This window comes from Zooshikella sp. RANM57 (assembly GCF_050749885.1).
Taxonomy (GTDB): domain Bacteria; phylum Pseudomonadota; class Gammaproteobacteria; order Pseudomonadales; family Zooshikellaceae; genus Zooshikella.
Window position 1 is genome coordinate 32,061 of record NZ_JBOIUB010000002.1, and the last position, 16,142, is coordinate 48,202.

A 16,142-nucleotide genomic window follows, 5' to 3' on the forward strand; every position below is an offset into this window, starting at 1 on the left:
ATGAAATTAGTATGGGATCACTTGTCTTCTCAGGGAATCGTGCGCCATATGGAAAAAGATAGCAGTCTGTTTGTCGGTGGTTTTACAAGAAGCTATTGTTATCAATTTTATGGAAAGCTGTGTATCGATAGTTTTTTTACTGCAGCAGAAAAAGTGTTTCAATGTATTGAGAGTTCATACACTGATGAGAATAACCAAGAAAATATCTGTGAAATTGCTCCAGTAAGACTCGAAATACTTGATTATTCAGAAGATACAAATCCACTTCGCGTGACTGAAAAATTTATTGAAGACGAGATCAACAAGAAAGACAGTACAAGAATATCTCTTTGTGTATATGTGTTGAAGACTGATGTTGAGGGTTGTCGACTGATATTTCAAGGGAGTGCAACATTATTTTCTGATGAAGCATGTGCTTACTATATTAAGAATGTATTTGCGCTATATGAAAGTACTGTACAAGATAAAAAATGTAACCAGATAATGAATTCAATCAATCTGGGATTGGATCATAGTTGTAAAAAATTATACGACTGGCTAAATGTACATGGTATGTCTAAGATGTCATTCAATGAACTATTTGCCTATCAGGACAGAATGAAACCTGAATTTCTTCACTATAAATCATTTTCAAATGATAAAAAAATGAATGTATTACGTGAGACGTTAAATAGTGAAGATTATGAAAAAATACAAGATGTAATAGGTGAGTTGGGATTGGATATTCAGCATCTAACGGTGCTCGCGTTAGCTGTTTATTTATATAACATAGGTAATAAGCAATCCATTACGATAGGTGTACATAAAAGTAATATAATCAATCAGCTCTCAACGAATGGAATATATGAAAATAATGAGGAAATAGTACCTTTAACATTGGATATCACGCATGCAGATGATATTCAAACATTAGCAGTAAAAATAGTAAATACAACATTTGATGATATTAAAGAAAATTACTCACATTTTGATACGATAGTGTTCGAAACAAGTGAGCTTTTTCCGCATGTTAGTCAAAGTTTAAATGTTGAATTAGTCAATAGATGTACATTCAATAGTGAATTACCATTGCAGTTACAGTGGAATTGGACAAGTGGTGAACAAAGCACAGAGCTTAATATCTGTTATCGATCAGATGTTTTTAATCGTACTGAGGCTGAGTTATTCTTTAGCAGAATTATAAATATCATTAAAAATTTAATTGAGGATACAGGGTTACTAGCTTCAAACACTAATCTTGTCACTGAAAAAGAGTTAGCACTGTTTGCACAGTGGAATAATGAGAGTAAGTATGTAAGTGAAGCAACGGTAAACGAACAACAAGAGATAAGTATACATCAGTTATTTGAAAAACAGGTTAAACGAACCCCACAAGCCATAGCGGTAGCAGATGATAGCCAACAGCTCACGTACAATGAACTTAATCTGCTATCTAACCAGCTTACTCATTATTTTGTACAAAAAGGCATAAAACCAGGGGATAGTGTTGGTATTTGCTTAGACCGTTCTGTAAATTATGTTGCTACTATTTTAGGTATTTTAAAAGCAGGTGCAGCTTATGTGCCGCTTGATCCCTCTTACCCTGCAGACCGTCTAGCTTACATGATTGAGGATTGCCAAGCTTCATGTGTGATTACAGAAAACGTACTTTGGCAACGGTTAAATCTCGCTGAACAATCAATAACAGATGCAATATTTCTTAATAAGGCTTTGCAGCAACGGGATGACTTTCCTATCCGCAATATGTCTGAGGATAGTAGGGTTTCAGAAGCAAGCACTGCTTGTGATTCTGACCATTTAGCTTATATTATTTATACTTCTGGTTCGACTGGTAAACCAAAGGGTGTTGCTGTCTCACATAAAAATTTAGTGAGTTCAATTCTCGCCAGACAATCTTTTTATCAACATCCAGTCAGTGCACATTTACTCATATCTTCTTTTTCATTTGACTGTACTGTTGCTGGTATTTTCTGGACCTTACTTGATGGCGGTAAGTTATTTATAGCCCAAGATGTCTATGATTTGTCGTATTTGGTGAATACCATTGAGCAGCAGCACATTAGCCACTTATTGGTCTTACCTACACTGTATCGTCAGTTATTAGAAGAAGCAGAAACCAACCAAATGAGATCATTACAAGTCTCTATCGTTGGTGGTGAGAGTTTTGGCTATGACCTAAAGAAATTACACTTTTCGAAGATAAACAGTAGACTTTTTAATGAATATGGGCCCACGGAAGGGACTGTATGGAGCACGTCAGCAGAATTATTTGATGACAATAACGAGGTTATTACTATTGGGCGAATTGCTCCTCATATTAATGGATATGTTTGCTTACCTAATCATCAATTGTGTCCAATAGGCGTTGCAGGTGAGCTGCTTATTGGCGGTCCTGGGGTGGCAAAAGGTTATATTAATAACGAACCGCTAACAAATACTAAATTCATTAAAAAGCCTACTGAACTTGAATATATTGTCGATGATTCTATTTTGTATCGCACTGGTGACTTAGTTAAATGGTCGTCAATGGGTGAGCTTGAATTTATTGGCCGGGTTGATGACCAAGTTAAAATTAGAGGATACCGTGTTGAGTTAGGAGAAATTGACAACACCCTTCGTAAACATCAAAAAGTGGCTGAAGCGGTAACCATTATCACAGAAAGTAACAACGACCAAAAGCATTTGGTGAGTTATGTGATGGCCGTAGATAAACAAACATATGCTACGGTGGAACAGAAAAATCAACTTGCTGAAACAGTGATAGATTCTCTTAATAAATCTTTACCAGGTTATATGGTGCCCAGCAAGGTCGTGGTGCTTGATGCGTTTCCATTAACCGCTAATGGTAAAATTGATAAAAAATCATTGCTAACACCTGAGTTCAGTTTATTGTCTGTGGACATGGATGTTGACTATATTGCTCCTCAAACAGGCACAGAAGAAAAAGTTGTTAGTTTGATTCAACAGGTTTTGGGTATCAATACGCCGATTAGTATAGCAGCTAACTTCTTTAAAATAGGTGGAAACTCGCTGTTAACCATGAAGTTGCTGTCACTCATTAATAAAATAATTGGGGTAAAGTTATCAATAAAAGATATATTTTTTGCAAATGATTTACGCTCTCTCGCAGAAAATATCGATAAAACTTGTGTAGATAAAAGCGTAAAGCCGGACTGGGATGATCATATTCACCCCGTTGATACGTCGAAGCCCACAGCATTGTCCTATTCGCAGCAGCAGTTATGGGCAATAGATCAGATGGAAGGGGGAAGTAACCACTATCATTTGCCCTTAATTTTGCAGCTTGATGGGAAATTATCAACAACAAGTTTAGTCAATGCCTTCAGAACGATCATTGAACGTCACCAGAGTTTACGGACGGTATTCCCAAGTGATAACGGGCAAGCGTATCAAAAAATATTATCATTACCCGTAGAATTTGACTTGCCGACTACTGATTTGCGTGGTCTTGAAAAAATAAAACAGCAACATGCTATTCTCGAAATACAACAAATAGAAGCGTCAACAGCATTTAATTTACAACAGGATTTAATGTTACGTGGACACTTGATTTTGTTAGAAGAAAATCAAGCTCAATTATTATTAACGATGCATCATATTGCCGCTGATGGTTGGTCATATAGTATTTTAATTAATGAACTCAATCAGCTTTATAATAGTTTTTATTTAAATCAACCGTCTTCACTCTCTAAGCTTCCTGTTCAGTATGCAGATTACGCACAATGGCAACGCCAAAAATTAAATGATCGAAATACGATTCAATCAGAAATAAGCTATTGGAAAAAACAACTGGCTGGGATTCCTGAGTTACATAATTTACCACTGGATAAACCCAGACCAAGTCAACAAGATTATCGTGGTAGTATCTCGACGTTTAACATTTCCAAAGAACTCACACAATCTCTGCACCTGCGCTGCGAACAGCAAGGTGCAACATTATTTATGGGGATCTTTGCGCTATTTTCAGCATTATTAAGTCGTTATAGCCATGAAACAGATATAACGATGGGCACGCCCACGGCGAATCGTGAATCGTCTGATGTGTCTGAATTAATAGGCTTTTTTGTTAACACTTTGGTATTAAGGGCTGATTTAGCAAGTAATCCATCATTTAATGAATTAATTTTGCAATGTCGAAATACCTCACTGGATGCATTTGCTAATCAGCATGTGCCTTTTGAGTTATTGGTCGATGAATTGAAGCCAACACGCAGTTTAAGCTATCACCCCATATTTCAGGTTATGTTGGTGCTGCAGAATAACAGGCCAGCGCAGTACCAGCTGACAGATCTGAATGTAACACCATTGAAAACAGAAACCGGTCGAGCAAAGTTTGATTTAACACTTAATATTGAAGCGCATGATGATGGTTTGACACTGGATTGGGAATACAACACGGACCTGTTTGAGGCGGCCACCATTGATCGATTTGCCACGCATTTTAACCAGCTTCTGGTGGCGGCATTAGCATCTCCAACTGTGCCGATTTCTCAATTATCCTTGTTGACAGAACAAGAACAACAACTGTTATTGCAGGATTGGAACCGACAACCTGTCGATTTACCCGTTAAAACGGTAGCTCAGCAGTTTGCACTTCAGGTTCAAGCAACGCCCATGACTACGGCCGTGCTGATGGATAATGAAACACTGAGCTACCAGGCGTTAGAAGCTCGGGCCAACCAGCTTGCCCATTACCTAATTGCCCAAGGTGTTCCACCTTGTAGTTTGGTGGGCATATGTTTACCTCGTTCGTTGAATATGGTCGTGGCTACATTAGCGATTTTAAAAGCGGACTGTGCCTATGTACCGTTAGACCCCCAGTATCCGGAAGACCGGTTACGTTATTTACTCAGTGACAGTCAGGTCCGTTGGGTATTGACCGAAAGTGGTCTGGAGCAGGGATTACCACTGACGGATCAACAGGCGGTAGTGTTAGATAGTCTTGATGTGCAAAACACGATGGCGACCTATCCCACAACCGCCCCTGTGGTATCTGTGGATGAGCACAGTCCGGCCTATGTGATTTATACCTCGGGTTCAACAGGGCAGCCGAAAGGGGTTGTGGTGCCACATCGCGGTATCTTGCGGTTGGTGTTGAATAACCCTGAGGTGCCCGTCGATCAAAACACCGTGATGTTGCAATCTGCTTCAGTGACCTTTGATGCCACAACCTTAGAACTATGGGGACCACTCCTTAATGGTGGTCAGGTGGTGTTGTACCCGGAAGAGGTAGTGGCCCCGGCCCAGTTAGCCACCTGCATTAACCAACATCAGGTCAATACGATCTGGTTGACCTCAGGTCTGTTTGATCAGTGGGTAGCTGCTGAATTACCGGCTATGCCAAGCTTACGCTATGTGTTGACAGGCGGTGATGTGGTCTCACCACAGTCGGTGACGCGTTGTTATCAGCAGTATCCCCAAGTTACAGTCATTAATGGGTATGGCCCCACTGAAAATACGACATTTACCTGTTGTTTCCCCATTCCCAAAGATTGGCCAGTGGAACAGCCATTACCCATAGGCAGACCGATTGGTAATACCCAGGTGTACGTATTAGATGCCTATCAGCAGCCAGTGCCTATCGGAGTTGTGGGTGAGTTGTATGCGGGTGGAGATGGTGTGGCGCTCGCGTACTTAAATAATCCAGTGCTGACGGCAGAAAAGTTTGTTGCTCATCCTTTCGAAAGCACGGATGCACGACTTTACCGCACAGGCGACCTGGTGAAGTGGTGTACCGATGGCACCTTGGCCTTTATGGGGCGGACAGATAACCAGGTCAAAGTCCGTGGTTTTCGGATTGAGCTGGGTGAAGTGGAAAATGTGTTGTTAAGTCAGCCTCATGTGGCAGAAGCGTTAGTCGTGGTAAAAACCACAGATACTGGAAGTAAACGACTTGTGGCTTATATGGTGCCTGCGGATTCAGCATCACTGGCTGATCATACGACAAGTGAGCCACTCGCGAGTGGCTTAAGAGATAGCCTGAAACAGCAGTTGCCGGATTATATGGTACCCAGCGCGATAGTTGTATTAGATAGCTTTCCGTTAACCAGTAACGGAAAAGTGGATCGAAAAGCCTTGCCAGAGCCACAGTATGAGTCACAACAGGGCTATGTGGCACCCACCACTGAAGCGGAAACCATACTCTGTGAAATTTGGCAACAAGTGTTGGGTGTTAATCCTGTGGGTGTAAACGACAACTTTTTTGCTATCGGTGGGGATTCGATTTTAGCCATTCAAGTTGCATCTCGAACCTTGCGAGCTGGGTATCAGTTGAGTACACGTCAGGTCTTTGAGTATCAAACGATTGCTGAACTGGCCAAGCAAATTAAACAAAGAGAATCTGAACAAATACAGGATCAATATGTAGTTGGTCAGCAAGCATTATTACCCATTCAGTATGCTTTTTTAAATGACAGCGATATTGACCAGCACTATTTTAATCAGGCATTGCGTATTAAATTACCAAAAGGCGTAACAGATGAGCAGTTAAAAAGCGCTTTAACTGCAGTATATCAGCGCCATGATGTTTTTCGCTTAAGCTTTAAAAAATCAAAAAATAACTGGTTAGGTCACTATGATGAAAGCAACGAAAAGAATTATGAACTTTGCTTAACCATTCAGAAAACAGGTGATGATTTTGAGCAGTTAATAGATTTAGCACACCGTCGTTTTGATTTAGCCAATACACCTTTAAGTCATGTTGTGCTGGGTCTTGAAAGTGAACATCGGCGAGAAATGGTATGGATTATTCACCATTTAATTATTGATGGTGTTTCATGGCGTATCTTGTTGCAAGATTTATCGTTGGCACTCAACCAATTGCATCAGGGGCAGTCCATTCACTTAGGGGGAAAAACCAGCACCTATCAATCTTGGGGGGCATGGCTACAGCAGTATAGTCAATCTGAAGTATTATTGGCTGAACATGATTACTGGTTAGATATAGTAAAGAGTCCAGTTCCACGTTTAAACACTGATCAGCCTGTTAATGTTGAAGATAATATCCGGGAAAATAGCCGAACCGTAACGGTGACATTAAATACGGAAATTAGTCAGGAATTGTTACAGCAAGCAAATCGTTGTTATCACACCCAAATAAATGATCTGTTATTAACGGCATTATTACTCACAGTGACTGAATGGCAAAATAGTCAGGCCATTCGCATTGAGTTGGAAGGTCATGGCCGAGAAGCTATCAATGATGAGTTTGATTTAAATGAAACCGTTGGCTGGTTTACCACGACATTTCCAGTGGTTTTACAACGTGCTGATGGTGAAATTGATGCTCAAATTAAAACAGTTAAAGAATATTTGCGAGCAATCCCCAATAAGGGATTGGGTTATGGCGTATTGCGATATCTCAGTCGAGATAATGATTTAATAAGTACGACAGAAGCATTGGATATCGTATTTAATTATTTAGGTCAGTTTGACGGTGATGAACCTGATATTGAAGATCATAATGCTGCTAGCGTATTAACGGGGAGTTTTGAGAAAACAGGGAGTTGGGTGAGCCACAAACGGCAAAGAAGTCATCGACTGTGTATTAGTGGCTTAGTCAGTAACGGTCAGCTGCAACTGGAGTGGGATTATAACCACCTCGAATACCATGCATCGACGATTCAGTTACTGGCAGACAACTATATCAACCATTTGATGGCCATTGTTAAGCATTGTCTGGATGCACCCAGTGCTTATACGCCAAGTGATTTTCCGTTTGCTCAAATAAACGCACAGCAGCTCAATCAGCTACAAACAGATTACCCTGCAATTGCAGACTTATATTCATGTACCCCCATGCAGCAAGGTATGCTGTTTCATAGTCAAATGCAGCCTGGCTCCGGTGTGTATATTACACAGCTGATATTAAGTTTTGGAACCATTGACAGAGAGCATTTTCAGTGTAGCTGGCAGCAACTAGTGGACCGGCATGCCATGTTACGGACAGCGTTTGTTCATTTAGATCAGGGCAAGCCGTTGCAACTGGTGCAAAGCCACGTTGAACTTCCATGGCAAACGAGGGACTGGCGAACGCTATCTGCAGAAGCTTATCAAGAACAATGGCATAGTTTGCTTGCATCTGAGCGTGCAGATTTTAACCTCGGTCAGGCTCCTTTAATGCGACTAATGTTAGTGCAGGAGGCAGATGATCGACAACATTTGATTTGGACGCATCATCATGCTTTGTTAGATGGTTGGGGTGTACCTGTCTTATTTAAGGATTTAGAGGCTTTCTATTGTGCTAATGTACAAGGATCAGCGATTACGCAATCACCTGTAGCACCTTATCGTCGATATATTCAGTGGTTACAGCAACAGAGTGAGCAAGCGGCTAAAACGTACTGGCAGGATTATCTAAAAGGGTTTACTGAACCTACCTTATTATCTGATCCTCAAGCAATCAGTTATCAACGTCATGAGCCAAAACAGAATACCATTGAAGAGCATTTACTGACATTAGATTCTACCATTACTGAGCAATTGCAACAGGTTGCCAGGCACGCAAAAGTGACACTTAATACGGTGTTTCAAGGGGCCTGGGGAATATTGTTGAATCGCTATTGCGGTAGTAATGATGTTGTCTTTGGTGTAACAAGGTCAGGTCGACCCGAAGAGGTTGTCGGTGTAGAAGAAATGGTAGGGCTGTTTATTAACAGTGTGCCTCTGCGTTTGCAAATTCCTTCTGACGAGCAACCAATTAGCCAATGGTTGCAAATCATTCATCAATCACAAATAGCACTTGACCAATATGGATATGCTTCTCTGGTGGATATTCAGCGTTGGAGTGAGGTGGATGCAGGTCAAAAATTATTTAATTCATTAGTGGTATTTGAAAATTATCCCATTGAAGATCGATGGCGGGATGGTGATGTTGATAATGCAACACAGGTATTTACTTTTAATGGTATTAGTGCCATTGAACAAACCAACTTTCCAATTACGGTTGCGATTATTCCAGGTAAACAAATTCAAATTAAGGTGTTATTTAATTCAGTTGAATTGAGTAAAGCCTTTGTTGAACACCTGACTGTAAGTTTTACCATATTGCTTGAGTCGTTAACGAAGGATATTAATCAATGTGTTAATGATTTATCTTTGCTATCAACTGAAACTAAAAATAAATTGTTGTTTCAATGGAATGATACCTTTCGACAATACCCCGCTGAAACATCGATTGCTGAACTATTTGAAAAACAGGTTGCAGACAATAACAATAAAGTAGCGATTATTTTAGGTGAAGAACAATTAACTTATGCTGAGCTGAATGCTAAGGCTAATCAACTTGCTCATTATTTAATTGAACAAGGAACAACTACTGGCGATTTAGTAGGGATTTACCTCAATCGGTCAATTGATTTAATTGTTTCGATGTTGGCAATTTTAAAAGCGGGTGCAGCCTATGTACCACTAGATCCTCAGTATCCTGCTGAAAGGCTAGCTTATATGCTAGCTGATACCAATTCAAATTTAATTATTAGCCATACCGATTTAGTGAGTCAGTTACCACTTAATCAGCAAGTTGCTATTTGTCTAGATGATTTTGCATTACAAACTGAGTTAGCAAAATTAAGCTCAGATCTAATTATTTCACTGAGTAATAAGCCTAAAAAACTATTAGCTTATGTAATGTATACCTCTGGCTCTACAGGTCAGCCAAAAGGGGTAAAAGCTACCCAAAAAGGTGTTGTCAGGCTGGCTATTAACAACAGCAGTTTGCCATTATCTTCTGCTACTGTGATGTTGCAATGTGCTTCAGTCACTTTTGATGCTGCCACATTTGAAGTTTGGGGGGCATTACTTAATGGTGGGCAGTTAGTATTATATAAAGAGCCTTTAATTGATCCGCTTACCTTAGCGAAAACGATTAATGAGTTTAACATTAATACATTATGGTTAACTGCTGGGTTATTTGATCAGTTTGTTGCAAACTGTTCACACTCGCTACCTAGTTTGCAGTATTTATTGACGGGGGGAGATGTCGTTAATCCCGTATCTGTTGCTGAGTTTTATAAAAGACATCCCCAGCTTACAATTATTAATGGTTATGGCCCAACAGAAAACGTCACCTTTACCTGCTGCTATAAAATTCCTAGGGATTGGCCAACACATCAACGAATTCCTATTGGTAAGCCAATATCGAATACCACAGTCTATGTGCTTGATGCACAGCTGAACCCTGTACCTGAAGGTGTCACAGGAGAGCTTTTTACGGGCGGGGATGGTGTAGCCAATGGCTATTTAAATCAGGATGAATTAACGGCCAGCCGATTTGTAACTAATCCATTTAGCAAAGATAAAAATGCCAAGTTATACCGTACAGGTGATTTAGTTCGGTGGTTACCTGATGGCAATATTGCATTTGAAGGAAGGGCTGATCAGCAAGTTAAATTAAGAGGTTTTCGTATTGAGCTGGGAGAGATTGAGTCCACGCTTAATCATTGTGCTGAAGTATCCGAGTCCTCGGTACTGATTCATAACGGTCGACAACACCAGGATAAACGTATTGTTGCTTATGTTGTTTTATCTCATGGAGTAGAAAGCAGTAATACAGAAATAACAACCGATATACAAATTAAATTAAAAGAGCAGTTGCCCAGCTATATGGTGCCTAGCACAATAATGATTGTGCCTGAAATTCCGCTGACAGCGAATGGTAAGGTAGATCGTCGAGCATTGCCCGAGCCAGATATTATTTCTGAATATTATGTTGCACCTTCAACAGTAACTGAAGTGGCTTTAGCAGGTATATGGAAGGCTATTTTAGGTTCTGCACACGCGATAAGCCGGAATGCCACCTTTTTTGAGCTTGGTGGACATTCGTTGCTTGCTATGCAATTAGTGGCCGCTGTCCGTAAGCAGTTTGCTATTGAAATAGCCATGCATCATATTTTTGAGTACGCGATTCTTTGCGATCAGGCGAAATTAATTGATCAATTCATTTCGCAGCAGAAAACGTGTTTACCTGAAATTCAGGCAAATACCCGTCAGGATTTTTCTCAACTCTCTTATGCTCAACAACGGCTGTGGTTTATTGATCAAATGGAGGATGGTAGTGCCCACTATAATATGCCGCTGGCTTTTCGACTTAAAGGTGATGTGAACTTTGAAGCATTAAATAAAGCATTAGCCACAATTATTGAGCGGCATGAGGTGTTGCGAACGTGCTTTATTAATAAGTCAGGAGAAGTTTATCAGTATATCCAGGCAATGCCTGAAAACTGGCAGTTACAATTGAAAGACTTGCAGAGTGTTGATAAGGACATGCAAGAAAAAATGCTTTCTGCATTACAACAAGAGGAAGCAGATAAGCCTTTTAATTTATCAACGGACTTGTTACTAAGAGGGTTATTGATAAAACTTGATACTACAGACGTTGTATTATTACTCACCATGCATCATATCGCGTCTGATGGCTGGTCCCTGGGAATATTAATGGATGAGATCAGTCAGTTATATCATGGGATTAACAATAATAAAGCAGTCAATTTGCCTGCGTTATCTATTCAATACCGTGATTATGCATTATGGCAACGTAGTGCTCAGGTTAGTCAATTACTGGATACACAACTCAGTTTTTGGAAAAAACAATTAGCGGGTTTACCTGCAGTACATAATTTACCATTAGATAAGCCTCGTCCAGTTACACAACAGTATCGTGGTCAATGGCATTATTTGCAGTTAAATAGCCAGGTGACTGAGCAATTTAAGCAATTATGCCAGCAGCAAGGTGTCACCTTGTTTATGGGATTACATGCTGCTTTTTCAGTGTTGCTTGCCCGTTATAGTGGTGATAGTGACATTGTTGTTGGAACCCCAATTGCTAACCGTGAACAACAACGTCTTGCTGAGCTGATTGGCTTTTTTGTTAATACCTTGGTATTGCGTTTGGAACTAGACGATAACCCAAGTTATTTGCAGTTACTTGAACATGCTAAAACAAGTGCGTTGCAGGCTTATGCTCATCAGCAGGTGCCTTTTGAACAGTTGGTGGAAGTGTTACAGCCTGCTCGGGATTTAAGCTATCACCCGCTTTTCCAAGTTATGCTGGTATTGAATAGTCGTCAACAGACTATGCAGCTAGAAGACATTAGCTGTACACCCATGGCACTGACTACCAGTCGAGCACAATTTGATCTGATGCTGACAGTGGAAGATCAGGAAGATAATTTGGCGCTGGCTTGGGAATACAATACTGATCTGTTTCATGCTGAGACGATTGAACAAATGGCAGAACAGTTTAATCGCTTACTTGAAAGCATTATTCAGACCCCTGAGCAGCCCGTGTTGTCGCTTTCATTATTAACGGACGTTGCAGCCAGCCAAGTATTAAAAGACTGGAATAATACTGCCGCTGATTTCCCCGACAATAGCTGTATTCATCAGCTATTTGAAAAACAGGTTGAGCAGTCTCCTGAAGCCGTAGCCATTCAATTTGAACAGCAAGCACTTACTTATCAAGGGCTTAATGAGCGTGCTAACCAGTTAGCACATTACTTAGTGCAACGAGAGGTTAAGCCTGATCAGTTAGTAGGCATATGCCTTGAGCGCTCCATTGATATGGTTGTTGCAATAATTGCGGTATTAAAAGCAGGTGGGGCCTATGTACCACTAGACCCGAGTTATCCTGCCGAGCGTTTGGCGTACATGCTTGAAGATAGCCAGGCTAGCGTGTTGATATCAGACTCACATTTGGTGAGTAAGCTGAGTTTATCGGCAGATCAGCTCCTTTGTGTTGATGATGAATATGTTCAGCAACAGTTAGCCCAGCAGCCAGTTGTAAATCTTGATACCCAGCATATGGGTGTCACTGCAACACATTTGGCCTATGTGATTTATACCTCGGGTTCAACAGGTAAACCCAAAGGGGTTATGAACCAGCACCGGGGTCTGGTTAACCGGATTCACTGGATGCAGAAGCAGTTTGGTTTACAAAGCACTGATAATGTCCTGCAAAAAACCCCATTTGGTTTCGATGTATCCATCTGGGAATACTGCTGGCCATTGGTAACGGGTGCTTCAGTGGTAATGGCAAGACCGGAAGGGCATAAAGATGTGGACTACTTGCTGGATACTATTGAGCAAGCGGGCATCACGGTTATGCACTTTGTGCCTCCCATGTTAGCCACCTTTATTGCTGATGGGCGCTATCAGCAAAGAATTCCTAGTTTACGACTGGTGGTGTGTAGTGGTGAAGCTCTGGCAGTGGATGTGCAAAACCGCTTTTTGGCGAACCATCATGCCAAGCTTTACAACTTGTATGGACCTACTGAAGCGGCAATTGATGTCAGCTGCTGGCAGTGCCAACCGAGTTTTATGGGACGTTCTGTGCCCATAGGTAAGCCCATTGATAATACCCAGCTCTATGTGCTGGATAATCAGTTGAAACCAGTACCTGTTGGCGTTGTCGGTGAGCTTTTTATAGGGGGTGTTGGTTTAGCCAGAGGTTACTTTAATCGTGATGAACTCACCGCTGAACGATTTTTACCAGACCCCTTTGCCAAAGCAGACGCTGGTCAGGAATCAAAAATATACCGAACGGGTGATCTGGCTCGTTGGTTACCTGATGGCAATATCGAATATTTAGGTCGTATTGACCATCAAGTTAAATTGCGTGGTTTTCGAATTGAGCTGGGTGAAATAGAAACCCAACTCGGCAATATTTCTGGTGTGAGCAGTTGTGTTGTTATTGCCCGAGAAGATCAACCAGGAGATAAGCGACTGGTGGCTTATATAGTGCCCACAGCTCAGTCAAAAGTGCCTACAGCCCAGTCAAAATCACCCAGAGCTCAAGTAAAAGCACCTGGCCAAGGAGAAACCGAATGGATTGCCTCACTACAACAAACCTTAGCTGAACAACTGCCAGATTATATGGTGCCAGTGGGATGGGTCGTACTGGATGCTTTACCACTCACTCCCAATGGCAAAGTAGATCGTAAAGCGCTGCCTGCACCTAAGCTGCAAACCTCCACTCATTATGTAGCACCAGAAACCAGCACAGAAGCAGTGCTTGCAGCCCTATGGCAAGAGCTGCTTAACACGGAAGCATCTGTGGGGCGCTATGCTAACTTCTTTGCGCTGGGAGGGCACTCACTGCTTGCTATTCGTTTAGTGGCAGAGTTAAGAAACCGGTTTAATAAAGATATTAATGTTCGCTCCATCTTTACCCACCCCACTTTAGCCTCATTCGCGCAGTTTATTGATAATGCGCTGGCTGATGAAAGCCAGGTTCCCCCTGTTACGCAAGTGGATCGACAGTCGCAGTTGCCTTTGTCTTATGCACAACAGCGCTTGTGGTTCTTAACTCAGCTGGAGGGAGAAAACAGCCTATACAATATGCCACTGGCGATTCAGCTGGTGGGTGATTTGAATGTCACTGCCCTAAACCAAGCGCTCAATCAGCTTATCAGTAGACATGAAAGCTTAAGAACGTGTTTTGCTGTTGAGGGTGGTGAAGCCTATCAAGTTATTCAGACTGTCCCTGAAGTATTTTCCCTCACCCAGGTTGATCTTCAGCAGACAGGAGAAGCACTTCAAGCTGAACAGCTAGCCCAGTTGCGACTATTGGAGGCAGAGAGACCGTTTGATTTACAGCAAGGACTTATGATCAGAGGGCAACTGGTTATCCTTGCCCCTAAAAAACATGTCCTGTTGTTGACGCTACATCATATCGCTGGCGATGCTGTGTCACTGGAAGTCTTGATGCATGAGCTTGATAGTCTTTATCAGGCTTATTGCCAAGGAGAGACAGATTCATTACCTGTCTTACCCATTCAGTATGCCGATTATGCGGTTTGGCAGCGGAATTGGCTGCAAGGTGAGGTACTGCAGAAACAGCTGCAGTACTGGCAAACGCAGTTAGCGGATATCCCTGATGTACACAGTCTGCCACTGGATATGCCTCGGCCGAAAGAACAAAGCTATGCAGGGGAGGTTTATCAGCAAGCAGTACCTGCCAAATTAGCAGTAGCCTTTAGGGATTTTTGCCAAGCGCAGGGCGTGACCCTGTTTATGGGACTACAAGCTGCCTTTGCCTTGCTGCTCAGTCGCTACAGTGGTGAGACCGATATCGTGCTGGGTACTCCGGTGGCTAATCGGGAACAGCTAGAGATAGAAGCGCTTATCGGGTTCTTTGTGAATACTCTGGTGTTGCGCACCGACCTGTGTGGTAACCCCTCATTCACTGAACTATTGGTGCGTTGCCGAGAAACTGCACTGGATGCTTATGCGCATCAGCAAGTACCGTTTGAACAGTTGGTAGAGGTATTGCAGCCGAATCGTCACTTAAGTCATCATCCACTGTTTCAGGTCATGCTGGCAGTGCAGACCCAAGATGTTACTCAGCAACAGCTGGGGGATTTAGTGATTGAAGCGCTGGCGGATACCAGCCCCACCGCTAAGTTTGATCTGACCTTAAATGTGCTGGATAACCAGGCCGACGGACAACTGGCGTTCTATTGGGAGTACTGCACAGACTTGTTTGCGGCAGACACCATCACGCGGATGTCGCAACATCTGTTGAATTTACTGGAACGTATTATTCAACAGCCTGAGCAAGCCATTCAGCAGTTGTCGATGCTGACTTCCGCAGAACAACAGGCTCTGCTGGCGCAAGGCCAAGCGGTAGCACAAGGCCAAGCGCTTACTCAAGGACGAGACGCTAGGCAATGCGCCATGACGCAATGTATCCATGAGCAGGTTGAGCAGCAGGTTGCATTGACCCCTGAGGCGACCGCATTGGTATTGGGCGCGGACAGCCTGAGTTATGCCGAGTTAAACGAGCAGGCTAATCAGCTTGCGCACTGGCTGGTCGAGCAGGGTGTTGGTCCCGATGAGTTGGTGGGGATGTGCTTAGAGCGCTCCATGGCCATGATCGTGACCATTTTAGCTGTGCATAAAGCCGGCGGAGGCTATGTGCCATTGGATGTCAGCTACCCGGTTGATCGCTTGAGCTATATGGTGAGTGACAGTGGTTGTCAGCTGATTATCACGGAGCAGGCTCAGCAAGCAAAACTAGCTTCAGTGGATGCTGACTGTAAGTATTGGGATGATCCTGCGTTCCAGAGCACGCTGTCTGCACAGCCAGTCACTAACTTGCCAGTGACCGCAACGGGTGTCACACC

The 16,142-nt window shown here is 42.3% G+C and carries 1 protein-coding gene (only partly in view); it reads left to right on the forward strand.

Going from position 1 to position 16,142, the window contains the following annotated elements:
- Positions 1 to 16,142, forward strand: the 5' portion of a protein-coding gene (locus tag ACQ96U_RS05075; protein ID WP_431720159.1) for a non-ribosomal peptide synthase/polyketide synthase. 12,646 nt of this gene lie beyond the right edge of the window; only the first 16,142 of its 28,788 coding nucleotides appear in the window; its start codon is at positions 1 to 3; the stop codon falls past the right edge of the window.